Genomic DNA, 24649 nt, shown 5'->3' with positions numbered 1-24649 from the left:
TACAAAAAACAGAAAAAATATTATCTACGCGATTTTTGTTTCAATTTTTTGGAGATTTGCATAGTACAGCTATTTTTAACTGCTTGTATGATACATTTTCAGTTTATTTTAATATTTGTTTTCATAGGCCAAGTCGGACTTGTCTGCTTTTCTAGTTTCCTTCTATTGCTGTTTATGGTAAACTATTTAGGCTTGCAAAAAGCAGGTACGTGGTTCGTCGACCATCCCACGTAAAAAAACTAGGAGGAGAGGAATATGAATACAAAACGAATGGTAACGAATACCATTATTGCGGCTTTATATGTAGCAATGACTGGAATTTTTTCTTTTATGTCTTTTGGAGCAGTTCAGTTTCGTGTTTCTGAGATGTTGAATCACTTAATCGGCTATCATCGCTCGTATAAATACGGAGTTTTAGCAGGGGTTTTTATCTCAAACTTAATTTTTTCAACATTAGGAGCTTGGGACTTAGTTTTTGGATTTGGGCAAACATTTATCTCTTTTCTTATTTTAGAAAAGTTGTTTAAGCCAAATGATTCTGAGACCAAAAGAATGATACTAACCACAATGGTGTTTACCGCAACCATGATTTTTGTTGCAGTGGAATTATATATTGTATTGGACTTGCCATTTTGGTTTAGCTTTTTAACTACAGCAATTGGTGAACTAGTAGTATTGCTTGTTTCTGCACCACTTATGCAGTACTTAAATAAACTAATTGGTTTTACAGAACGTATGAATTAGAATAAAGAAGTAGTACCATGTAGGAAGCTTTATCTACATGGTTTTTTTCTGGGTAGCGTATTATACGACAGAACGTAATTAGTCTACTATAATAGAAGAGATAAGGAATCGAGGAGGAAATAAAATGGAACTACTTGTTTTAACAGTTGGAGCCATTGAAGAGAATTGTTATTTTTTGATCGGTGAAAACAACCGAGACACGATTATCTTTGATCCAGGTGCAGAAGCGGAAGAAATCATAAATGTGATTGAGGTAAATAATTTAAATCCTTTTGCGATTGTATTGACTCATGCTCATTATGATCATATCGGCGCTTTGAATGAAATTAGAAATACTTACCGCGTGCCTGTATATCAAAGTTCGATTGAAAAAGATTGGCTGACAGATCCGATGTTAAATGGTTCGGGAAGACATCCAGAAATGGCAGATGTTATTATCGAAAAGCCAGCAGATTTTTATCTTGATACAGTTGGAATGCATCAAATTGGTGAATTTAAATTTGAACTACAGCATATCCCAGGCCACTCGCCAGGAAGTTTGGTATTTATTTTTAAAGAAAATGGTTTCGCAATTGTTGGAGATGTTATTTTCCAAGGAAGTGTAGGAAGAACGGATTTTCCAGGATATGGTAATCGTGAAACTTTGATGAAAGGTATCAATGAACATATTGTTACACTGCCGGGAAACACAGTGCTATTCCCTGGACACGGAAACCCTACAACCGTCCAAGCAGAAATAGATACAAACCCATTTCTAAAATAGAGTGCGAAGAAGCGCGTTTAGGTTCCCGTACGGTGGACCAAACACCAAAGTGGAATAAAATTCCACGTGGTCGTTTGGGAAGCGGAAGGGAAACTGCGCTTCAGAACAGGTTTGCAATAGAGTGCGAAGAAGCGCGTTTAGGTTCCCGTACGGTGGACCAAACACCAAAGTGGAATAAAATTCCCCGTGGTCGTTTGGGAAGCGGAAGGGAAACTGCGCTTCAGAACAGGTTTACAATAGAGTACGAAGAAGCGCGTTTAGCTCAAACAAAAAGAGGTTAGGATGAAATTCCTAACCTCTTCATACTGTTTAATTATTCAGAACGTAAATCTTCTACCGTCACAACACTATAATCTTGTTTTTCTAAAGATTGAATAATCGTGCTTAGCTGATTCTTTGTCAAGTCAGCAGGTAAAGTGACCAGTACGCGACGCAATACATCATCGCGAGTAGCATCTAAGGTGATGATGCTGGCGATGCTCGATGTTTTGTTAATGATGCGCGTAATCTGATACAAGTCGCCTCTTCTGCTTGGAGCAACGATGGTAAGAACGTAACTTCCTACATCCACACTCCAAGACTGAGCCAACATATTCAGTAAGCTGCTATGTGTTAAGATACCAAAAAATGTATTATCTTTGTTTAAAACAGCGATATACGGAAGTTCTTTAATGGTAAAAAATACTTTAAAGAATGAGCTGTCGATCGAAATAAATTTTGTTGCATTTTTTAATAAATAAGTAACCGGTAAATTCATATCACCGCCGTTAGCCTTGTGGCGATAAATGTGCATTCTATAGATGTTTCCTCTAAAAAGAGTTCCCGTTTCATCGAGAATAGGAACACATCGGAATCCTGATTCTTCTAAAATATCGATTGCCTCTTGAAGAGTGGCAGATTCTTTTACCACTGTAAGATCTCTTCTTGCAATGGCAAGGGAACGAATAAGCATGAGTATTTCCTCCTAATTATATGAATAAATATTTTCACCAGTAAAATCATAACATTAAAATGAGAAAATGCAATGAGAAATGATAAAAAATGAAGGACAATAAAACGCCTTTATAACAATTGGAAAAGCGCTTACGCATATTGACGGAAGATTAAAAACATTAAAATATTATGATAAATAGAATCGTTTCATTGAATTAAGAAAAAATTATAGAAGAACATCTTGCTTTTTCGGAGATTTTTAACTATTATAAAAATAAAATAGAGATATTGCATCTTAAATTTATAAAAAAGAAGGAGAAAAAAATATGAATGCAGACCCCGAGGCCCAGAGTTTGTTAGCAAATGTTATGGTCGTGGTAATTTTAACCATAGTAAATGCTTTTTTTGCCTCTGCAGAGCTTGCTTATGTTTCGATTAACAGAAAAAAAATCGAAGCTATGGCGGAAGAAGGAGACCGAAAAGCCCTAAGAGTATTAAAGTTATTGGAGGAGCCAGATGATTTTCTTGCGACAATTCAAGTTGCGATTACGTTGGCTGGTTTTTTTAACAGTGCTTCCGCATCCTCAAACTTTGTACCCTATTTAGAGCCTTTACTAGGTGGTATTTCCGGATGGGAAACCATTGCTACAGTTATCATCACTATTCTTTTATCGTACATAACACTTGTTTTGGGTGAGCTTTATCCTAAGCAAATTGCCTTGCAAATGCCAGAGCAGCTTGCTCGAATGACATCAGGAACAATAGCGGTAGTAAAAGTAATTGCAAAACCATTTGTTTGGTTGCTTTCTGCTTCTACGAACCTATTAAAGAAACTATCTCCGATTGATTTTTCTAAACAAGAAGAGAAGTTGACTCGAGATGAAATGAGACAAATATTAGCGCAGAGTCGTGGACAAGGCGCAATTGATCCATCCGAATTTACAATGATGGAGGGAGTCTTGTCATTGGACACCCGTCTAGCTCGTGAGCTGATGGTTCCACGTACAGATACATTAATGCTTGATTTAGAAGATGATTTATCAGAAAACGTAGAAATCATTTTAGACAGTCCATACTCTCGTATGCCTGTATATGATGGCGATAAAGATGAAGTTATCGGCGTATTGCATATGAAAAATGTGCTGAAAGCCTCGAAAGAAGTAGGCTTCGATGCACTTGAATTACGAACATTGGTAAATGAGCCACTGTTTGTTCCTTCTACCATATTTATAGATGATTTATTAGTTGAGTTCCGTAAGCAACAAACCCATATGGCAATCTTAAAAGATGAATATGGCGGAGTGGAAGGAATTGTTACCTTAGAAGATGTGTTAGAAGAGATTGTGGGAGATATCGAAGACGAGTATGATGAAATTCAGCGTCTTTCTCGCAAAATGGATGATGAGAATTATATTATCAATGGTAAGATGAATTTACAAAAATTCAATCAATTATTTAAGACAGAACTTTCGTCCCATGAGGTAGATACAATTGGCGGACTTATGATAGAAGAAATTGGTTATTTTCCAGATGATAATGAGCGGGTAAGTGTGCGAATTAACGGATACTTATTAACTACCTCTCGAGTTGAAAATGGCCGTATCCACTCGATTCATGTAGAAAGAATCGATGATCCGGATGAAGATGCAAAGGAATCAGAGGAAGAATAAAATAGCAATCCAACCTACTGTGCAAATTTGCTCAGATTAGGTTGGATTCGTTTTTTGAGGAGCAGTAGAAATGAAAAATGAAATGATGGATCGACCTGTTGTAAAAGAAGAGATTGTTTCTTTTATGCGAAAGGAATTAAAACCTTTTTCTGGAAAATTAGCAGAAATCGAAGAATATGCTAATGAAAGAAGAATACCCATTATCCCGCATGAAACCGCTGTGTTTTTGAATATGATTGTGGGTCAAATAAAGCCAAAAAATATATTGGAAATTGGTACAGCAATTGGTTTTTCCGGGAGTTTATTAGCTCAACATATTCGTAAAGATGGACACCTGACAACCATTGACCGTTTCGATATTATGATTGAACGAGCGAAAGTAAACTTTGAAAAAATGGGCTTGAAAGATAAGGTAACTCTTCTAGAAGGAGACGCTGCAGATATCCTGCCGACGTTATCCGGACCCTATGATTTAATTTTTATGGACAGCGCAAAAGCGAAATATTACGAATTCCTGCCCTATTGTATGGATGTGTTAAAAGTCGGAGGGATGCTCATCATTGATGACGTTTTCCAAGGAGGAACAATCCTTGATGACGAGAAAGAAATTCCTAAACGCGTTCGTAAAATCCATAGACGCTTGAATAAACTAATGGAGACTGTATTAAATCATCCAGCCTTAGAGACATCATTGGTTCCTTTGGGGGATGGGTTATTATTAATTGTTAAAGAAGAAGAGTATGATTTTTCATATATTATAGAAGAAGTGAAACAATAGAAGGATGAGCAGAGTGCTTTATCCTTCTTTTCAATTTAATGAAAATTATTGGATTTTCATTAAATTAAGCAAAAACATAGCCAAAATAATTCTTTTGCGTTACAATAAGCAAAGAAATCCGTAATGTAACCAAACTGTAACATAAAAGTAACAAAACGTAGGAAATAAAGAAACGGGGGGTTTCTGTTGAAAAAGAAATCATTTATAATTTTGGGAATTAGTGTGTTAGCTGTACTTCTCATTGCGTATATAGGTGGCGGAGTATACTACAAAGAGCATTTCTTGCCGAATACATCTGTTGGAACAATTGGAATCGCAGGAAATACAGTGGAAGAAGCAAACCGAAAAATTGCGAAAGACTTACATAGCCATTCTATTGCCATTACTGAGAACGAAGAAGAATTAATAAAAGTTACACCATTAGAATTAAATGCAAGTGTGGATGTCAGTGAGTTTTTACAACAAGAAAAAGAAAAACAAGGAAATTGGATTTGGCCAATTAAAGCTTTCGAAGAAAAACAATTAACCACTCCAGAAGCTGCGATTGACTATAATGAAGAATCGATAAATGCTTTGCTAGCAACTTTATCATTGGATGATCAAAGTCGTGAAGATTCTCAAAATGCTCAAGTGGTAAATGAAGAGGGTACTTTCGTCATCAAACCTGAAGTTCAAGGTACAAAAGTTGATAGCGCACTTCTTAAAGAAGCTATTTTAACTGCTATGGTTGAGGGTTCTGATACAGTTGCTTTAGAAGACTCATATATTAAACCAACATTGACTTCTGAAAGCGAAGAACTAACAACGATTATTGATAATCTAGAAAATTTATCTAACACCGTCATTACTTATAAAATTGCTGGACAAGAAGAAGTAGTGCCAAAAGAACAAATTCAAAGTTGGTTGAGTATTGACGCAGAAGGAAATCCAATAGTGGATCAAGCCGCTGCCGAAGCGTATCTAGATACATTGCATGACAAATATGCGACTTACGACAAGACGCGACAATTTAATAGTACAAATCGCGGGACAGTAGAAATTCCACCCGGTACTTATGGTTGGTCACTTGGAACGATTGCGGAAGCAGCAGATTTAGTGCAGTATGTGTTAGCTGGTGAAGATATTACCGTAGAACCAGAAGTGAATGGTTCTGGATACCATGAGGATGGAACGGATATTGGAGATACGTATGTGGAAGTAGATTTACAAGCGCAGATGATGTATATGTATAAAAACGGCGAAAGAGTCTTTGATACACCAATCGTTTCTGGACATCAGGCAACGCCAACTCCAGTAGGTGTATTCTATGCTTGGAATAAAGAAGAAAACGCGACATTAGTCGGATATAATCCAAGAAGAGGAAATGACTATGCACAACCTGTAGATTACTGGATTCCTGTGAACTGGGATGGAATTGGTATACACGATGCAAATTGGCAAAGTTCTTTTGGATCGGACCAATGGGCAACAAATGGATCAAATGGATGTATCAATACTCCACCAGGAGCTATGGCAAAACTATTTGGTTTAATGGAAGTCGGCACGCCTGTAATCATGTTCTAGTATAATAACATTTGAAGCTGGGATTTCTATCTCAGCTTTTACTGTTAAAGCACAAGAATAAAGCTGCTGTATAGAGCGCTTTCAAAATAGCTTTGCACTTGTCAAATATCCCATGTATAATAGGTAGAGAAAAAGGTTGAGGAAAACCCTTTAAGGAGACAGAAATTGTATGAAAAAAATATTAGTAGTAGATGATGAAAAACCAATTTCAGATATCATAAACTTCAATCTTACAAAAGAAGGCTTTGAAGTTCATACCGCCTTTGATGGCGAAGAAGCACTGGAAAAGTTTGCTGAAACAAATCCAGATTTGGTCTTGCTGGATTTAATGTTACCGAAAATGGATGGACTGGAAGTTTGTCGTCAAATAAGAAAAACAAGTGATCTTCCAATTATCATGCTAACAGCAAAAGACTCTGAAATCGATAAAGTTCTTGGTCTAGAGCTTGGTGCGGATGATTACATCACAAAACCATTTTCGAATCGTGAACTTGTTGCACGGGTAAAAGCAAATTTACGCCGTGTAAATATTGCGCCAGTTGCTGAACCGGAAGAAGAAAAAACAAATGAAATTCACGTTGGAGCAATTACGATTCATGAAGATGCATATGTTGTTTCAAAACGTGGAGAAGAAATTGAATTGACACACCGCGAATTTGAATTGCTTCATTATTTGGCTAAGCATATCGGTCAAGTTATGACGCGGGAACACTTACTTCAAACGGTATGGGGATACGATTATTTCGGCGATGTTCGAACGGTAGATGTTACAGTACGCCGTCTTCGTGAAAAAATTGAAGATACTCCAAGCCATCCAACTTGGCTGATTACTCGAAGAGGGGTAGGTTACTTCTTGAAAAATCCAGACCAGGAGTAATAAAACATGAATAAAAAAATTAAATGGTTTCAATCCATTCACTTTAAGATACCAATGCTGTTTATTTTTCTGCTATTGGTATCTTTACAAATTATCGGAGCATATTTTATTCGTCAATTAGAGACGGAATTGATTAATAACTTTGATAATCAGATGAGTTTAAATGTCCGCTTTCTTGAAAATTCTTTGAACCCTATATTAGAAGATGAAGATCAGGACACAACAGAAAGTCTGATTCAAAATATTCTTCGTGATTATATCGGCGGGGAATTTCTTGAAATTCAAGTAGTAGACGATCAAGGATATATATTAGGGACAAATGATCAAACACGTCAATCCATTGTCGGCTTAAAATCAACCGATCGTGATGTTCAACAAGCCTTGCTATTGGAAAGCAGCCGCAAATATCAATATTTAGACGAAGATAAAAATAGTCGTGTATTAAAAAATGTATCACCCATCTTCTCTCCTAGTAACTCAGGGGAAATTATTGGCATTGTTATGATGGAATCAAATATCGAAACCGTGTATTCACAGATTCGTGATGTCGTCACGATCTTTTTGAATGCTTCCTTTTTTGCGATTATTATTACAATTATTTTAGCTGTAATTATATCTCGAGGAATTACAAAGCCGATTTCTGAAATGCGCAGTCAAACGATGAATATCGCGCAAGGCGATTATTCTGGGAAAGTAAGGATTTATGGTGACGATGAGCTTGGGCAGTTGGCCGATACTATTAACGATCTTTCGCTAAAAGTTAAAGACGCCCAAGAAACAACCGAATCCGAACGTCAACGTTTGGACAGTGTCTTAAAGCACATGTCTGATGGTGTGCTTGCAACGGATAGAAGAGGAAAGGTTATTATCATTAATAATCGAGCGTTGGAATTGTTAGGCATGAAGCAGGAAGAGGCAGTCGGAAAATCAATCATGAAAGTTCTGAAGTTAGGAACCGAATTTACTTTCCGCCATCTACTTGAAACAAGAGAAGAATTGATTTTGCATATTCCAGAAGAAGAGGAAAAAGAAGAAAGTATCCTTCAAGGGGAATTTTCGATTATTCAACGGGAAACCGGCTTTATCAGCGGACTGGTTTGTGTTTTATCTGATATTACCAAGCAAGAAAAAGTCGAGCAAGAACGACGTAATTTCGTTTCCAATGTATCGCACGAGCTACGTACGCCGCTGACAAGTGTAAAAAGCTATACAGAAGCATTACAAGAAGGCGTATGGAAAGACGAAGAAATTGCTCCAGGGTTTTTGCAAGTCATTTCTACAGAGACCGATCGGATGATACGAATGGTTACGGATTTGCTTCACTTATCTCGTATGGATCAAGGGAATATGCAAGTTGAAATGGAATATGTCAGTATGAATGATTTATTTACACATATTCTGGATCGCTTTGACATGATGATGCAGTCAGAAGCTTACCGAGAGAAAAATTACAAAATCGTTCGTGACTTTACACAAAGGACGCTGTGGGTAGAAATCGATCAAGATAAAATCACCCAAGTAATTGATAATATTTTAAATAACGCTATTAAATATTCTCCGGATGGCGGTTCAGTTACCTGCCGTTTAATGGAAACTCATAACAGCGTGGTATTAAGCGTAACCGATGAAGGAATGGGGATTCCGAGAAAAGATTTGAATCACATCTTTGAACGCTTTTATCGAGTGGATAAAGCACGGGCACGTTCAATGGGCGGTACGGGGTTAGGACTGGCGATTTCTAAAGAAGTGCTTGCCTTGCATGGAGGACGCATTTGGGCAACAAGTGTGGAAAATAAAGGATCCACGTTCTTTATTTCCTTGCCGTATGAATCATTTGATGATGAGGAGGAGTGGGGATGAAGCAAAACGAATCGAATTTAGTTAGTGTCTTGCTTTATGTCATGGTGGGAATCAGTCTCTTTTTGACTTGGAGAATCCTCATCGTTCCTTCTAATAATTCAAGATTACAGACAATTAATCAACCCGCACAAACGTCCAATATCGCTTCCGTAAAAAATATTGAAGATATTTTTTCTCCTCATCAGATGGTCGTTCATACAAGTGCAAACACATATATCACTCAGAATCCAAATGTTTTAGACGAGGCAAATGAATTTTTAGCCAGTTGGAAGATGGTTGATTTTGAATTTCAATCTACCTATTCAGAAGAGATGTTTAGAGAGTTGCTTTTAGAACTTGGGAAGGTTGAAATGAAATTTCCAGCTTCCATTCGTTTAGGCCTGATCTCTCGCTATTTTGAAAATTTATCAGAAGATTCTTATAATGAAACGATTACACGCATACTGATTCCTACAGATGAAACGCAACCGATTTATCTGGTGGATGATTTTACTAAAAGTGTTTATACAGCGGTTCGCTCAGAAGAGACCATGAATCCTTTGGTTTCGATGTATATGACGAATCAAGATCAATTTACATTAGCCGATGCGTTTGGATTTGAAGATGAGATTCAATTTTTACCGCGAGAAGAATTTCAATTGAGCTCTCTTGTATACTTAGTTGAAAAACAGCCAAATAGTTTTTTTATTAACGAGTTATTTGACGATACGACAGAACTGCGTGACGATAGTAATGAGTTTTATACTGCTTATAGTGATAATATTTCAAAATTACAAATCCATAAGGAGTCAGGAATCCTATCTTACCTACGCAATAGTTTGGATCAGGTGGACAACTCTCCTTATCAGCAAATCCGAGATAGTTTTCATGCTTTAAAATTTATTGATACGTGGGCTAGAACAACTTATTTTAATGGCTACAATGAGTCAACGAGTGAGATCACGTATTATCGTTATATGAATGGTTATCCTATATTGAATGGTGCAGAGAGAGGTTTGGTTCGGATGAAAATGTCGAATACCCGACCCATTGAAATTCAATATCCTACTGAGGTGATTCAAACACCATTAGAAGATCGCGAAAAAATCGTTACCTTACCAGGAGGATATGATGTCGTTGAAAGATTGATTGATGCGGGGTATTATTCTAGCGAAATTCAATCCATGCAAATAGGATATGATTGGAGAAGCAGTGAGGAGAGCAGCCGTATCGCAGAACTTTTACCGAATTGGTATGTGAAAATGCATGGGACTTGGCGGACAGTAGATGCATGGCTGAGTGCAATAGAAGAAGGTGACGAAGTTGGACTATAAACGAATACAGGCCATTTTAATCATTGCCTTCACTATTTTAAACGTATACTTGGTTACAGTATTGCTTGAAAAAAATGATGAATTGAACTTTGGAGATCCCAGTACTTCCGTAAATTTAGAAGAAGGAATGCGTAATGATAACATTCAAGCGGGTGAATTAAGCACTGAACAACAGCTTATTCCGGTTATTAAAACAAATAAAGATAATTTTTTAGAAGAAAATATGAACACCCTGACGAACCAAACAACTCAAATGGAAGATGGGAAACTGATAAGTGTCTTGTCTGAACCAATCCAGCTGGACATGGAGAGCAAAGTAACCATAGAGAATCGTTTGGAACCGATCAATGAGTTTATGAAAGCTGGAAATATTCTGAATGCTGAAGAATACACATTTTTTTCTTATCAGCCGCTGAATCAACGGATCGTATTTGTTCAAAAGTATGAAGAGATTCCTATTACAGACGGAACAGCTTCTTTAGTTTTTTATTTAAATTCTGAAGGCGAAGTCAGTTCCTACGACCAGACTTATACAGGTGAATCTGAGTCACAAGGAAGAAATCGGACGGTTATTTCGGAAAAAGCCGCTATCGAATCTCTTTATTTAAACAATCAAATCCCAAGCAATTCTACTATACGCAATGTAACGCTTTCTTATTTTCAAACACTAAGTTTGAGTGACATGAATATCTATAGTCCCATGTGGTATGTGGAAATTATTCGTGAAAATGTTCCTACTCAAATTAAAAGAGTAGATGCATTGACAGGAAATATCATCACAGCACCTCCGGTTGTAGAACCTGAGACGGAAAGCTCGTCCTCAAACGAAACGGAAAGTAAGTTCGTGGAAGACGAGGAGAGTTCGGAGGAACAGGCAAATGAAACATCATCCCTTCAGACAAATACAGATGCCTTCTTTAACATGGATTTTAATGCAGAAAGTTCTAGTGAACGAGTTTTTATTCAAAATGTGGAGTAAAGAAAAGCTTTTGGCATTTTTGCCAGGAGCTTTTTCTTTTAGAGTAGGCTTTTCTAAAAATTCTAAGAATTGGTACACAATTACTGATTTTTTTGATTAAATACGTTAAACTAGGAAAGGACACTGGAGGGAATTTAAGTGATGGAATTAGACAACAATGAGTTCCGCGTAAGTATGCTGGCGAGTGGCAGTTCTGGCAACTGTACCTACATCGAAACGCCCAAACGTAAGATTTTGGTAGATTGTGGGCTAAGCGGGAAGAAAATTCAACAATTGATGCATGGGATTAATCGGGATATTTCTGAAGTAGATACAATTCTTGTAACACATGAACATCGTGATCATGTCCATGGCTTAGGAGTGCTGGCACGTAAATACGGTGTCGATATTTATGCGAATGAAGCAACTTGGAAAGCAATGCCAGACTCAGTCGGTAAGATAAAAATGGAACAAAAGCATATATTCGAAATGGGCGAAGTGTTGACATTAGGTGACATTGATATCCAAAGTTTTGGAGTATCGCATGATGCTGCTGCGCCACAATTTTATTCTTTCCACTATGAAAAAAGGCAATTTGCGATGTTGACAGATACAGGTTATGTGAGCGAGCGTCTACGTGCCTTGCTTCGTAATGCCAATGCTTATTTAATTGAGAGTAATCATGATTTAGAGTTGTTAAGGATGGGTCGCTATCCTTGGTCGTTGAAGCAGCGTATTTTAGGCGATGAAGGCCACTTGTCGAATGATGATGGGGCGTTAGCTGTTGCAGAAATGGTTGGAAATAACACAAAACGAATTTACCTGGGACATTTGAGTCAAGATAACAATATGAAACAATTAGCTCATGAGACAGCCGAGCGTGTTTTAATTTCAAAAAATCTAGGAGTAAATGAAGACTTCTATGTTTACGATACAGATCCGAGTGAAGCAACGGAATTATTTACAGTATAAAAAGGTAGGGAATGCTCTTTTTGAGTCTATTTCCTGCCTTTTTGCTATAATAGAGCACAAGAGGGATTATAAAATTCCCAATATTCTTCATAATTTTTTCAAAATCATATAGTATAATTTTCTTTGAAAAGGGATGTGCATAGTATGGATAAAAATGAATGGGAAAAGAAAGACCCAGAAGATGTATTCAGAAACCAATCTTACGAAGACGATTCAAAATCTATGAACGAAAAAACAGTAAATAAAAAATCCACAGACTATTTAACAAAGGAAGAGAGGAGAGAGCGTATGAGTCAAAGACAACCGATTAAAAATAAAAAAGAGAAGAACCAATCAGGAATAAAAAGTGGTATTTTTGGTGGTTTAATTGGCGGAGCTACTGTCGCATTGTTAGGGGGAGGGATGCTGTTTGGCAGCGGCATATTGGATACAGCCGATATAGGTCAATCAGACAATGGCACAACCATTGTGGAAGAGCCCAATACACCTACTACCAGTAATATCAATGTAAATATCCAAACGGGCACGACAGAAGCTGTAGAAGGGGTACAAGATGCCGTTGTTTCGGTTATTAATCTTGTCGAAAGTTCCGGGAATCTATTTGGCTTCACAATTCCTCAAACAGAATCAAATGAAAACGAGCTGATTACAAGTGGGACAGGTAGTGGGGTTGTTTATAAAATAGAGAACGACCTTGCGTATGTAGTTACTAATAATCATGTAATCGATGGTGCCGATGCGCTTGAAGTCATGATGAAAGATGGCACGAAAAAAGAAGCTCAAGTAGTCGGTAGTGATGTTTGGACGGACTTAGCGGTACTTACGATTCCTGCTGAAGATATTGAAATGGTTGCTGAATTCGGAAACTCTGACAATTTAAATGTCGGGGAGCCGGCTATCGCAATTGGATCGCCTTTAGGAACGGAATTTGCTACATCTGTAACACAAGGGATCATTTCCGCAACTGAGCGTACCGTTGAAACGGACATCGATGGTGACGGAGTGGTGGATTGGGATATTACTGCCATCCAAACCGATGCATCCATTAATCCTGGGAACTCAGGTGGCGCACTGATTAACATTAACGGCCAAGTAATTGGAATTAATTCCATGAAGATTGCCGATTCAAACGTAGAAGGGATGGGCTTTGCTATCCCAAGTAATGATGTGGTTCATATTATTGAGGAACTGGAACAACACGGTGAAGTAATTCGTCCTGTATTGGGCGTAAGTATGCTGGACTTGCAACAAATTTCTGTGTCACAACAACAATCTATTTTACAGGTACCGGCAGATCTAACTGGTGGAGTTGTTGTAAGAGATGTACAGCCGCTTTCAGCAGCCGAAAATGGCGGTTTGGAACAGTACGACATCATTGTTGAGATGGCTGGCGAAGAAGTAACCAATATGGTTGAACTTCGTAAGGTCCTTTACAGTCAAGAAGTAGGCAGTACAATCGCCATTTCGTTCTACCGCAATGGTGAACTGCAAACATTGGATGTAACTCTTACGGATGGACAAACTCAATTGTAATAGAATTTCTAAGGATAAACTTTCTTCATCAGTGAAGGAGTTTATCCTTTTTTTGTAGACTAGGGGATTATAAGTTCAGCCATCAATGTCTAGCTCCCAAGTCCTGACCTAGTGAAAAAAAGATAAATTTGCCCCATTGCGCGCTTCGCTGCTCATCCAGGGTCAAATTTCCTATTTTTTCATAGGTCAAGGCGGACTTGTCCGCTTTTCTTATAGACTAGGGGATTATAAATTCAGCCATCAATGTCTAGCTCCCAAGTCCTGACCTAATGAAAAAAAGATAAATTTGCCCCATTGCGCGCTTCGCTGCTCATTCATGGTCAAATTTCCTATTTTTTCATAGGCCAAGGCGGACTTGTCCGCTTTTCTTATTTATAGAGAAAAATCATCAAGAAAGTGAAAAAACACTTTCTACTCCCTTTCAAGCAAGAAAAAAACGTCAAATAGGTGTAAGTGGCCGCAAGAAATCATTCTATTACTTGAAAAGACTCTGAACTCCGATAACGTCATAAGAAACGAAAGCTGGAGAATAGCTTCCTAAAGTGGCTCTCTTTCATTATAATGGAAGTTAGAGGTGAAAAAGATGAGGAGTTACACATTAGCTATTTGCGAAAATGAAAAAGTCCAGGCTCAATTTATCCAAAAGATATTGCAAGAATATGCAGAGGCAAATAAACTTCATTTTTACTTGCCCATATTTGAAAGCGCGGAGGCATTCTTATTTGAATATGCAGAAAATAAAGAAGTAGACCTACTGTTTTTAGATATTCAAATGAATGAGATGGACGGTCTTTCACTAGCAGATACTCTTCGCCAACAATTGGATCAAGTTAAAATTATTTTTATTACAGGACTGACAGAGCATATCGGAGAAGGGTACCGAGTTGCAGCCAGTGATTATTTGATTAAACCAATTAAAAAAGAACAACTTTTTACAGTTGTAGAACGCGTATTGAACTCGGTGCCTAAAGAATCAAGTTATCTCATCATAAATTATGAAGATGAACAGATTAAAGTGGCTGCTGAATCAATCATTTGCGCTGAAATTATGGGAAGAGAACTTTTCATCAGAACGATTGAAAGAGATTATCTGATAAAAAGCACCATGCAAGAATTGGCAAAGCAACTGGATGAAGAGCACTTTATCCAAACTAATCGAAGTTGGTTAGTGAATTGTCAGCACATTGAACGTGTTAAGAAGACCGAAGTAATTATGGATAATGGCATGGAAATTCCGATTTCACGTCGAAATAGTAAGGTTGTTACCCAGGCATTTATTAATTATTTTCGAAAGGAGTAGCCGATGACAAGAACGGAGTTGATTCTGTTTGTGGTGCTAACAATCATAGTGTTAGCTGGAATTACACTGTACTTTCTACAAAAAAGATATCAGAAAAATCTGGTTTTTACGCAGACGGAGATGCTTCAACAGCATGCCGAAGAAGTAGAAAATGTTTACCGACACATGCGAGGTTGGCGCCACGATTATAAAAATCATATTCAATCAATGAAGGCTTATTTAGAATTAAATCAACTTGATTTACTGGAAAATTATTTAGAAGAATTAGACGAAGATCTGGTTGCAATCGATATGTCTATTCGTACAGGGAATGTAATGGCCGATGCAATTTTAAACAGTAAACTCTCATTGGCAGAAGCAAGAGGAATCCGACTAAATGTGAAGGCTGAAATTCCTTCTGATTTGGCTGTTCAAAATGTAGATTTAGGAGTTCTAATTGGGAATTTATTGAGCAATGCAATTGAAGGAAGTTTAACAGTAGAAGATTCTTCCGAGCGGTTTATTCGTGTATATATCACTGTGATGAAGCAACAACTCTATATTTCCGTGACGAATAGCATGAATCAAAAAATAAAGAAAACCGTCAGTGGTTATTTAACGACAAAGACCGGCAAAGAACATGGCTTTGGCTTGAAACGAATTGACCAAACGGCAGAAAAATACAACGGTTATGTCAATCGGCAACATGAGGAAGGTGTCTTTGCGACAGAAGTTCTGTTGCCATTGTAACCGTTCATGTCTAAAAAATGACCCTTGGTGGTCATTTTTTTCTTAACAGAAAAAATACTTGATAGAATCTTAAGTGAGGTGAAAGAAATGAAAAAATCCCAGGAACATAAATACAGTGCATCAAGCAATCTTTTCTATCTATATAAGGGAATGTGGAAAGAAAACCCAAAGAATATTATTAGTATTACTCTACGGGCGGCTGCGGATATGCTGCTGCCGTTACTATCTTCAGGAATTGTTGCTGTAATTATTGCAATAGTCAGCCAGGAAAACGGCTGGCAGAATTACCGTATTTTATTCGGAATTTCTTTGCTTGCTACGGTAATATGCATGATATTGTCAGAAACAATGGGGAATTATGAAAATGCTGCGGGAAATGTTTTTCGAGTTATTAATATGATGAAGGTAAGTAAGATGACGCTGCATATTCCTTTTCATAAATTAGAACAACCAGAAAACATTAAAAAAATAGAAAAAGCCGGAGAAACAGTAAATAATCCAAGTGGGGCTTTTCAAAAGGGATTTACTGTTCTTTACAATTTTTTACGGGATATCGTAGGGCTCCTTCTATACGGGTATTTAGTAGGCAGTATTCATCCGGCAATTATTAGTATCATTATACTTTTCTCCATTGTCATGTATTACCATAGTTTAGGAACAAATAAAATCGCAGAGTCTTCTCGAAAAAAACAAGCACCCTTAACCAAAAAAACGAATTATTTAGTAAACTATACAGGCGAATTTAAGGCAGCAAAGGACATGCGTTTGTATCATATGGAACCTTGGTTTGAGGAAGAATTTCAAAAGACTTATGATTCTCGATTTTTACTAATGAAAAAAGTTTTTCAAAGAAAATTTCAAGGAACTGCTCTATCAGGTGTATTTAGTCTGATCCGTGATGGATTAGCTTATTGGATTTTGGTAAACCAAGTGATCGATGGTTCTTTATCAGTCGCAAGTTTTTCGTTTTATTTTGGAATAATTGCCAGTATCTCGCAATGGACAAACGGTCTATTAACTGACTTGGCGGACTTCCGTTACATGAGTGGAGAAATTCAAGATTTTCGTGAATTTAGCGATTTAGAATTTTTAACAAATAGAGGAACAAGAAATAGCGTAGAACTGAAGCTTCCTATAGAAATTGAATTCCAGAATGTTTGTTACCGCTATGCTGGGGCTGAAGAAGATACCATTCATAATTTAAATCTCAAAATTTTTCCCGGCGAAAAAGTTGGTTTGGTAGGAATCAATGGAGCCGGCAAATCCACTATCATCAAATTGCTTTGTGGATTATATGAGCCTACTTCTGGTGAAATCCTGATTAACGGTATTTCACAACTTCAGTTTACCGAGGAAAGTTATTACGATTTATTTTCAGCCGTTTTCCAAGATTATTTTGAATTACCGATTACCATTGAAGAGACCATTAAACAAAGTGTGTCTATCCATTCAGAAGCCTATTCGAATGTTTTAGCAAGAAGCGGTATCAAAGAAGAATTAAGAAAATTCCCTCACGATGATCAAACAAAGCTTGTCAAACGAGTTCATACAGATGCAGTTGATTTATCAGGAGGACAAAAGCAGAAGTTACAATTAGCTCGGGCTCTTTACAAAAACGCACCAATATTGATTTTAGATGAACCAACCGCAGCCTTGGACCCTATTGCTGAAAATGAAGTTTACTTGTCATACAATGCCATTGCTAAAGACAAAACATCTATTTTTATTTCACATAGACTCTCCTCCACGCGATTCTGTGATCGGATTGTTTATTTAGAAAATGGGATGATTGTTGAACAAGGTACCCATGTAGAACTATTAGAACAAAAAGGAAAATATGCAGAAATGTATTCCGTTCAAAGTCAATATTACCAAGAAGAATGGGAGGGTAAAAAAAATGAACAATGTCCTATCTCTCAATAAAAAAGGTTTTGCTTTGATGTATACAATTGAACCAACACTTGTGTGGGTGAGTGTCATTCAAGGTAGTTTAGAAGCGTTGTATCCTTTTATACCATTTTATTTCACGAGTAGAATCCTTGATCTATTACTAAAAGGTGCGATTAATAATCAACTGATCTGGTATATCGTAAGCGCGCTGCTGTCCTCTTTTTTTGTGACTACAGTTGCAAGTGGTTTGGCACACACACGAGAAAGCTTAATTTATCGTGCGATGGATAAAAAGGAAATGCTATTAAATAAAAAAATCATTCATATGGACTACCAATTTGTTGAAGATACCAAAGTTCAAGAAAAACTAAGCAACATTCGAATGAATGAAATGACCGGTGGAATTGGTATGTTTCGTTTGTTTAATACGACGAAAAATTTTGTGAAGAATCTAATGACCGTTATCATTGCGCTCTTACTCATCATACCTTTGCTTCGCTCACAGTCATCCAGCCAAATCACTGCGATAAATATGGATTCAAGCTGGATTGTAGCTCTGTTCTTTTTAAGTCTGCTCGTTTATATCACACTGGTCCTCTTTTTGAACAAAAAAGCTTTTAAAAAATATGATGAGTACATTCAAGGGGGAGTGTATTTAAATAATTTAGTAGGTGCGATATTCCCAATTCTTAGAAATTATAATTCTGGAAAAGAAATTCGGATTTATAATCAACAATCCATCTATAGTAAATTATTTGATGAGAGCTTAAATCATTCCAAAAAGACTTTATTCGGGATTAATTATGTATCAAATCAAGTTGCAATTGTATCAACCATCTTATCGTATCTTATTTTATCACTTTCGTATGTATGGGTGATTGTGAAAGCTTTAAATGGCGCTATTTCTCCTGGAACGGTAATTCAGTATACAGGAGCACTGAGTCTATTGATTCGTGAGTTGCCATCTTTTTTAGAAGAGCTGAGCTCACTCATCAACAATTCCATCGGTTTACAAAATCTCTTTGATTTTCTAGAGATGAAAGGGAACCGCCATGAAGGAACTTTACCGGTTGAAAAACGATTGGATAATGAATATACGCTAGAAGCAAGAAATGTTTCATTTAAATATCCTGGAACGGATGAATATGTTTTAAAAGACGTGAATATTACTCTGACAGTAGGTGAAAAGCTGGCAATTGTTGGGATGAACGGCTCCGGAAAAACGACCTTTATCAAGCTGCTTTGTCGTTTATATGATCCTACTGAAGGAGAAATTCTATTAAATGGAATTGATATTCGGAAATATGATTATCAAGAATATTTGCGACTGTTATCGGTTGTTTTTCAAGATTTTCAATTATACGCCTTTCAGTTGGGGGAGAACGTGTCTGCCAGTAAGAATATGGAGGAAGAGCGTGTGCGAGATGCACTTCAAAAATCTGGATTTTCAAAACGATTGGAAAAATTGAAAGACGACTTGAATACCTATCTATACAAAGAGTACGACGAAAATGGCATCGAGATTTCAGGAGGAGAAGCTCAAAAAATAGCAATGGCCCGTGCAATTTATAAACAAGCGCCGATTGTCATTTTAGATGAGCCTACTGCTGCCCTAGATCCATTGTCAGAATTTGAAATGTATACGAATTTTGCGGAAGTTACTGGCAATCGAACGACCATTTACATTTCACATCGTTTATCAAGTTGTCGTTTTTGTGATACCATTGCTGTTTTTGATAAAGGGAAGATTATTCAAAGAGGCTCTCATAAAGAACTAGTTCAAGAGAAAGATGGAAAATATTATGAATTATGGCAAGCGCAAGCTCAATACTATATGAAAGATGAATCAGGTTTAGTTCAAGAAGTTGCAATCAGCCAATAATGAAAAAGCAGCCATTCTAGCGGATGGCTGCGTTTTGTCTGTAAATTAACTATTAGAAAATAATTTAAAAATGTCTACAAAGATTGTTTTATTGCAAAATAAGTTGAAATGTGCAAAGATACAGGTATATTTCTTTGCGAGAAGAAGTAACTATTATTATATTTTCACTAGAAAAAAATAGAGTGAAAATGAAAGGATTCATTAGAAAATGAAAATTGTAATTGCGGGTGGCGGAAAAGTTGGTTCTGTTCTTTGTACAGAGTTATCTACGGAAGAACACGATATTATTTTAATTGAAAAAAATGAGACGATTCTTGATTCGCTCATCAATAAAAATGATATTTCCGGCATTGTTGGAAATGGAGCAAGTTATGACATTCAACAAGAAGCGGGAGTAGACACATGTGATTTGTTTATTGCGGTGACTCCTCAAGACGAATTGAACATGATTGCTTGTATTTTGGCAAAAAAACTAGGGGCACGGTACACAATTGCTCGTGTACGAAATCCGGAATATTCAAGCCATTTTGAATATGTTCGTGAGCGCCTAGGGGTTAACATGATGATTAATCCAGAGTTCGAATCTGCTCGCAGTATTTCTCGTATTATCAAGTTCCCAACGGTGTTAAGCGTTCAGTCGTTTGCAAATAATCAAGTAGAATTAATTGAGGTGGAAGTGCATGAGTCAAGTGTATTGGCCAATCTTTCACTGAATGATTTCCGTAGACAATACGGTAATGTGCTCGTTTGTGCGATCCAAAGAGGGGAGGAATTAATTATTCCTTCAGGGAGCGATGAGCTGCGGGACGGGGACAATGTTTACGTAATGGGAGATAAACAAGTTATTCGTAAATTTTATAAAACGGTTCGTCCGCATAAAAATAATATTAATTCTGTCCTGATTATCGGTGGTGGACGGATTACGTATTACTTAATTGGTTTATTAAAAGAATATCGTATGGATATTAAAGTTATTGAACAAAATCAAGAGATTGCAGAACAATTGAGTGCTGCTTATCCAGAAATTGAAGTGATTTTAGGAGATGGAACAGATCAAGAAATACTGCAACAGGAAGGTATCGATAATTACCATGCCTTTGTTTCTTTAACGGGAGTTGATGAAGAAAATATTATCGCTTCTTTATATGCTGCACAGCAAGATGTTAATAAAGTGATTACCAAAGTAAATCGTGAGTTGTTGCTTAGAATTTTCGATACACTGGGCATGGAGTCCATCATTACACCAAAACGTGTAATCGCAAATTCCATCCTCCGCTTTGTTCGCAGCTTGGGAAATCCTTACGTATCAGATGTAGAAGCATTGTACCGCATCGCAGATAATGCGGCAGAAGCGATCCAATTTAAAGTAAAAGCAACGAGTAAAGTAAAAAATATACCATTAGAAAAATTGCGCACAAAATCAGGTATTTTGATTGCTTATATTATTCGTGATCACCAGTTGCTCATTCCAAGTGGGCAAGATGAAATAAAAGAAAATGATCATGTCATCGTAATAACAAAAGAGAAGAAATTCGATGATATTGATGATATTTTAAAATAAGGAGTTCGTGAAGAATGAATATCGCGATTGTTCGTTATCTCATTGCCCGACTCATGCAAATTGAAGGATTATTGATGGTGGTTCCTTTAGTAGTCAGCTTCATTTATGGAGAATCGTGGCAATACATCTTTAGTTTTTTAAGTGTTCTTTTATTTCTTCTCATCGTAGGTCAGATAATGAGTTGGAAAATGCCAAAAAATAGACGAGTCACTGCGAAAGAAGGTTTTGTGATTGTATCTCTTTCCTGGATTCTCTTTTCTTTTTTTGGCGCACTTCCATTTGTCATTAATGGTGATATTCCATCGATGATTGATGCATTTTTTGAGACTTCAAGTGGTTTTACAACAACGGGTTCCAGTATTCTAGTGGATGTAGAAGCCCTCGCTCATTCCAGTTTATTTTGGCGAAGTTTCACTCATTTGGTGGGTGGAATGGGAATTCTGGTTTTTGCTTTAGCCATTTTACCACAACTCGATTCTCAATCGGTTAACATCATGAAGGCAGAAGTACCAGGGCCAACCTTTGGAAAATTAGTTTCGAAATTGTCTTCTACTGCTCGTATCCTTTACATTATTTATTTAGTAATGACCGCAATTGTTGTAATTTTGCTTTGGATGAGTGGTATGGATTTGTTTGATTCTTTTCTGCATGCATTCGGTGTTGCAGGAACGGGTGGTTTTGGAGTAAAAAATGGTAGTGTTGCTCCTTATCAAAATCCAACAGCAGAGTGGATTATCTCCATTGGTATGTTGCTTTTTGGAGTAAACTTTAATTTGTATTATATGATTCTAATTAAACAAGTGAGACAAGTTTTCAAGAGTGAAGAGTTAAGATGGTATTTAATCATTGTTGCAAGTGCAGTGGGTTTGATCTGCTTGAACTTGTTCCAATCGTATGATTCCATGTCAACGATGATTCGTGACGTATTTTTCTCAGTATCTTCTATTATTACGACAAGTGGTTTTTCCACAGCGGATTTTGGGGCTTGGCCGTTATTTTCGCAATCAATTCTATTGTTACTGATGTTTTTCGGGGCTTGTGCGGGATCGACTGCCGGAGGATTAAAAATTTCAAGGGTTGTTCTCTATGGAAAAATCATCTTGTCAGAGCTCAAAAAAGTTGCTCAACCAAACCGTATCGTATCAGTGCACTATGACGGTAAAGCATTAAACAAAAATATAAAACATAGTGTCGCTAATTACTTTGTTGTTTACATAGCAATCTTTACTTTATTGGTACTGTTAATTAACTTGGATGCACCAGACTTTTTATCTGGATTTAGTGCTGTAACTGCAACCTTCAATAATATTGGACCGGGATTAGGAGCGGTGGGCCCAACCTATAGCTTTGCGGAATTAAGCGACTTCTCAAAGGTATTGTTATCATTTGTCATGTTGGCTGGAAGATTAGAAATTTTCCCTATGATTATCTTATTCACACCTCGTACTTGGAGAAAATAAGGATAAAAAAGAGATTTGAGTTCACACACTCGAATCTCTTTTTTAGATTCTATCATTTTGTGGATAAACAATGGGGATAAAGATAATGGGCTGTCGATAAGTAGTTAAAATGTTGGTAATACTTGTTTTTATCAAAGGAAAGTTATCCACAGTTTTCCACAATCTATGGGCATAAGTCGAAAACTCATGTGAAAAACCATTATAAAACGTTTGTGTGTAGATAAAAAGATTGTGAATTAAGGGTGTTGACAAGTAGGTAGAAAATGAAGTTAACAATTTATTTACATAAACTACATTTAGATTTAATAATCAAACAAACTCTAAATGTGGGAGCGAACATGTGTACATGTGGATAACTTTTGTGGATAACCTGTGATATGAGTGTCAATACTTGGGATAACTTCTAAAATTAAGAAAGAAAAACGAAATAGAGAGAAAAATAAAGAGATAATTCAAAAAAACGCATCTTTCAAAGAGTGCTTGTTGTAGAATCATGGAAAATGTGAATAACTTTAAATGTAAACATTAAAATCAAGGCTGAAAATATATTTGAAATGCTGTGCATAACCCAACTAGGAAGATAGGAATTATTTATCAAGGAAAGAGGGTTGTAAAAAAGAAGACTTTAGCTGATAAGTTATTTTTATCAAGGAAAGTGTCCACTTTAATCGGTATCTTTATCTGATAAAAAACAAAGTTGGGACAAATCGAGCTATTCAGATGGTCTTCTCCGGGCTCTTAACAAAGCAAGCAAATCCATTCGTATCAAAAATTGTAAAGCCAATACTTTTAAGCACACTAACTTTATTTGACAGAGAATCTTTTTTCGCAAAAAAAGAGCTCAATTCACAATTGAATTGAACTCAAGATTTTTAAGAAGTTTTTCCTTGGATTAATTTAACAGCTAGCTCGTAATTGTTCGCTAAAGGTTTATCAGGCGATTGGATTCGTTGAAGTAACAGGTCCACTAGTAAATCAGCGAAATCACTTATCGGTTGAGCGATTGTTGATAAGTATGGAAAGTAATTCTGAATAAACTTCGTGCCATCATAGCCAATAATTTTCATTTCTTCAGGAACATTGATATCCAATTCTTGGCAGAGATTATAGACAAGGATAGCAGTAAGGTCATCTGTACAGAAGATACTGTCAATGTCTTCTGTCTCTAGAATACGTTTGATTTCAAGATTTTTAAGGATTGTTGATCGCGCTTTTGTATGGAACTGAAAAATATGGGAATCGATATTTTTTTCTTCTAAAAAAGATAAATATCCATTTAATCGCTGGTTGGTAGGAGAGTCTGACTCTTGACTACCTGTCAAAATCGCTATTTTACGAGCGCCATGGAGATAAAGGTTCTCTGTAGCTAAATAGCCTCCGCGAAAATTATCACTACCGATAATTGGAATTCCGTCTGCAAGATAACGGTCAAAAGAAACAATCGGCAGTCCGATATTTTCATATTCTGTAATGCCTAAATTATGAGCACCAGCAATGATTCCATCTACTTTGTTAGCAGAAAGCATGTTAATGTAGCTTCGTTCTTTTTCTTTATTATTTGCACTGTCGCATAGAATCGTTTTATAACCTAATTCAAAAAGTTTGGTTTCAATTTTTTCAACTAACTCTCCATAAAATGGATTGGCAACAGTAGGAAAAATTAAACCGATTAATTGAGTATTCTTTCCTTGCAAAGAGCGTGCCAAGGAATTCGGTTGATAATTTAATTCTTTCATAGCGGCTTGGACTTTATCAATCGTTTTTTGGCTGAGTGAACCGTAATTATTAATCACACGTGAGACGGTAGTTGGAGAGACACCAGCTTTTTTTGCCACGTCTGTTAACTTGATTGTCATTGATTTC

At 36.7% G+C, this 24649-nt stretch carries 19 protein-coding genes and 1 riboswitch; of the genes, 17 read left to right on the top strand and 2 right to left on the bottom strand.

Going from position 1 to position 24649, the window contains the following annotated elements:
• Nucleotides 1-203: 203 nt before the first annotated feature.
• Nucleotides 204-249, top strand: a riboswitch (PreQ1 riboswitch).
• 6 nt (nt 250-255) lie between these two features.
• Nucleotides 256-744: a QueT transporter family protein gene (locus EJN90_RS04960; protein ID WP_126109148.1), complete on the top strand. Its 489-nt coding sequence runs from the start codon at nt 256-258 to the stop codon at nt 742-744.
• A gap of 124 nt (nt 745-868) precedes the next feature.
• Nucleotides 869-1507 (top strand): MBL fold metallo-hydrolase, encoded by a 639-nt coding sequence (locus EJN90_RS04955; RefSeq protein ID WP_126109147.1) that lies wholly within the window; start codon nt 869-871, stop codon nt 1505-1507.
• 313 nt (nt 1508-1820) lie between these two features.
• Here EJN90_RS04955 and cbpA read toward each other — a convergent pair whose 3' ends face one another.
• Nucleotides 1821-2459: a cyclic di-AMP binding protein CbpA gene (gene cbpA / locus EJN90_RS04950; RefSeq protein WP_126109146.1), complete on the bottom strand. Its 639-nt coding sequence runs from the start codon at nt 2457-2459 to the stop codon at nt 1821-1823.
• Nucleotides 2460-2766: 307 nt separating this feature from the next.
• On the opposite strand from cbpA, the gene EJN90_RS04945 reads away from it, so the two are divergent.
• From EJN90_RS04945 to EJN90_RS04875, 15 genes are all read left to right on the top strand, one after another.
• Nucleotides 2767-4110, top strand: a complete 1344-nt coding sequence (locus tag EJN90_RS04945) for a hemolysin family protein (protein ID WP_126109145.1) — start codon at nt 2767-2769, stop codon at nt 4108-4110.
• Between the two features lie 70 nt (nt 4111-4180).
• Nucleotides 4181-4888, top strand: coding sequence for an O-methyltransferase (locus tag EJN90_RS04940; protein WP_126109144.1), 708 nt, complete (start codon nt 4181-4183; stop codon nt 4886-4888).
• 186 nt (nt 4889-5074) lie between these two features.
• Nucleotides 5075-6451 carry a L,D-transpeptidase family protein gene (locus EJN90_RS04935; protein ID WP_126109143.1) on the top strand — a complete coding sequence of 459 codons (1377 nt, stop codon included), beginning with the start codon at nt 5075-5077 and terminating at the stop codon, nt 6449-6451.
• Nucleotides 6452-6620: 169 nt separating this feature from the next.
• Complete coding sequence (gene yycF, locus EJN90_RS04930; protein ID WP_126109142.1) at nt 6621-7328, top strand: response regulator YycF; 708 nt, start codon at nt 6621-6623, stop codon at nt 7326-7328.
• Between the two features lie 6 nt (nt 7329-7334).
• On the top strand, nt 7335-9188 hold the full coding sequence (gene walK / locus EJN90_RS04925) for a cell wall metabolism sensor histidine kinase WalK (protein ID WP_126109141.1): 1854 nt from the start codon (nt 7335-7337) through the stop codon (nt 9186-9188).
• Nucleotides 9185-10501 carry a YycH family regulatory protein gene (locus EJN90_RS04920; protein ID WP_126109140.1) on the top strand — a complete coding sequence of 439 codons (1317 nt, stop codon included), beginning with the start codon at nt 9185-9187 and terminating at the stop codon, nt 10499-10501. Before walK ends, EJN90_RS04920 begins: the two co-directional genes overlap by 4 nt.
• The gene (locus tag EJN90_RS04915) at nt 10491-11480 is read left to right on the top strand and encodes a two-component system regulatory protein YycI (protein ID WP_126109139.1); all 990 of its coding nucleotides are present in this window, start codon (nt 10491-10493) and stop codon (nt 11478-11480) included. Before EJN90_RS04920 ends, EJN90_RS04915 begins: the two co-directional genes overlap by 11 nt.
• Nucleotides 11481-11621: 141 nt before the next feature.
• Nucleotides 11622-12431, top strand: a complete 810-nt coding sequence (locus EJN90_RS04910) for an MBL fold metallo-hydrolase (protein WP_126112298.1) — start codon at nt 11622-11624, stop codon at nt 12429-12431.
• A gap of 288 nt (nt 12432-12719) precedes the next feature.
• Nucleotides 12720-13964, top strand: coding sequence for a S1C family serine protease (locus tag EJN90_RS04905; RefSeq protein ID WP_126112296.1), 1245 nt, complete (start codon nt 12720-12722; stop codon nt 13962-13964).
• Between the two features lie 583 nt (nt 13965-14547).
• Nucleotides 14548-15264 carry a LytR/AlgR family response regulator transcription factor gene (locus EJN90_RS04900; RefSeq protein ID WP_126109138.1) on the top strand — a complete coding sequence of 239 codons (717 nt, stop codon included), beginning with the start codon at nt 14548-14550 and terminating at the stop codon, nt 15262-15264.
• Nucleotides 15265-15267: 3 nt separating this feature from the next.
• Nucleotides 15268-15993, top strand: a complete 726-nt coding sequence (locus EJN90_RS04895) for a sensor histidine kinase (RefSeq protein WP_227872584.1) — start codon at nt 15268-15270, stop codon at nt 15991-15993.
• Between the two features lie 87 nt (nt 15994-16080).
• Entirely contained in the window at nt 16081-17916 is a 1836-nt protein-coding gene (locus EJN90_RS04890) for an ABC transporter ATP-binding protein (protein WP_126109137.1), read from the top strand.
• A complete protein-coding gene (locus EJN90_RS04885) occupies nt 17891-19765 on the top strand; it encodes an ABC transporter ATP-binding protein (protein WP_164544010.1) in 1875 nt (624 codons plus the stop codon). Before EJN90_RS04890 ends, EJN90_RS04885 begins: the two co-directional genes overlap by 26 nt.
• A gap of 208 nt (nt 19766-19973) precedes the next feature.
• Entirely contained in the window at nt 19974-21326 is a 1353-nt protein-coding gene (gene trkA / locus EJN90_RS04880; protein WP_126109135.1) for a Trk system potassium transporter TrkA, read from the top strand.
• 14 nt (nt 21327-21340) lie between these two features.
• On the top strand, nt 21341-22786 hold the full coding sequence (locus EJN90_RS04875; protein ID WP_126109134.1) for a TrkH family potassium uptake protein: 1446 nt from the start codon (nt 21341-21343) through the stop codon (nt 22784-22786).
• Nucleotides 22787-23658: 872 nt separating this feature from the next.
• Here the strand turns inward: EJN90_RS04875 and EJN90_RS04870 are convergent.
• Nucleotides 23659-24642, bottom strand: a complete 984-nt coding sequence (locus tag EJN90_RS04870; protein ID WP_076768281.1) for a LacI family DNA-binding transcriptional regulator — start codon at nt 24640-24642, stop codon at nt 23659-23661.
• Nucleotides 24643-24649 lie beyond the last annotated feature (7 nt).

Source organism: Jeotgalibaca ciconiae (assembly GCF_003955755.1).
In the GTDB taxonomy this organism is placed as follows: Bacteria; Bacillota; Bacilli; order Lactobacillales; family Aerococcaceae; genus Jeotgalibaca; species Jeotgalibaca ciconiae.
Note: the sequence above shows the minus strand (reverse complement) of the source record. Positions and strands in the feature narration are given on the sequence as shown.

What these genes read in the sequence shown, in the direction of transcription:
- EJN90_RS04960 (WP_126109148.1), top strand. Translation starts at nt 256, where the DNA reads ATGAATACAAAACGAATGGTAACGAATACCATTATTGCGGCTTTATAT.
- EJN90_RS04955 (WP_126109147.1), top strand. Translation starts at nt 869, where the DNA reads ATGGAACTACTTGTTTTAACAGTTGGAGCCATTGAAGAGAATTGTTAT.
- cbpA (WP_126109146.1), bottom strand. Translation starts at nt 2,459, where the DNA reads ATGCTTATTCGTTCCCTTGCCATTGCAAGAAGAGATCTTACAGTGGTA.
- EJN90_RS04945 (WP_126109145.1), top strand. Translation starts at nt 2,767, where the DNA reads ATGAATGCAGACCCCGAGGCCCAGAGTTTGTTAGCAAATGTTATGGTC.
- EJN90_RS04940 (WP_126109144.1), top strand. Translation starts at nt 4,181, where the DNA reads ATGAAAAATGAAATGATGGATCGACCTGTTGTAAAAGAAGAGATTGTT.
- yycF (WP_126109142.1), top strand. Translation starts at nt 6,621, where the DNA reads ATGAAAAAAATATTAGTAGTAGATGATGAAAAACCAATTTCAGATATC.
- walK (WP_126109141.1), top strand. Translation starts at nt 7,335, where the DNA reads ATGAATAAAAAAATTAAATGGTTTCAATCCATTCACTTTAAGATACCA.
- EJN90_RS04920 (WP_126109140.1), top strand. Translation starts at nt 9,185, where the DNA reads ATGAAGCAAAACGAATCGAATTTAGTTAGTGTCTTGCTTTATGTCATG.
- EJN90_RS04910 (WP_126112298.1), top strand. Translation starts at nt 11,622, where the DNA reads ATGGAATTAGACAACAATGAGTTCCGCGTAAGTATGCTGGCGAGTGGC.
- EJN90_RS04905 (WP_126112296.1), top strand. Translation starts at nt 12,720, where the DNA reads ATGAGTCAAAGACAACCGATTAAAAATAAAAAAGAGAAGAACCAATCA.
- EJN90_RS04900 (WP_126109138.1), top strand. Translation starts at nt 14,548, where the DNA reads ATGAGGAGTTACACATTAGCTATTTGCGAAAATGAAAAAGTCCAGGCT.
- EJN90_RS04895 (WP_227872584.1), top strand. Translation starts at nt 15,268, where the DNA reads ATGACAAGAACGGAGTTGATTCTGTTTGTGGTGCTAACAATCATAGTG.
- EJN90_RS04890 (WP_126109137.1), top strand. Translation starts at nt 16,081, where the DNA reads ATGAAAAAATCCCAGGAACATAAATACAGTGCATCAAGCAATCTTTTC.
- EJN90_RS04885 (WP_164544010.1), top strand. Translation starts at nt 17,891, where the DNA reads ATGAACAATGTCCTATCTCTCAATAAAAAAGGTTTTGCTTTGATGTAT.
- trkA (WP_126109135.1), top strand. Translation starts at nt 19,974, where the DNA reads ATGAAAATTGTAATTGCGGGTGGCGGAAAAGTTGGTTCTGTTCTTTGT.
- EJN90_RS04875 (WP_126109134.1), top strand. Translation starts at nt 21,341, where the DNA reads ATGAATATCGCGATTGTTCGTTATCTCATTGCCCGACTCATGCAAATT.
- EJN90_RS04870 (WP_076768281.1), bottom strand. Translation starts at nt 24,642, where the DNA reads ATGACAATCAAGTTAACAGACGTGGCAAAAAAAGCTGGTGTCTCTCCA.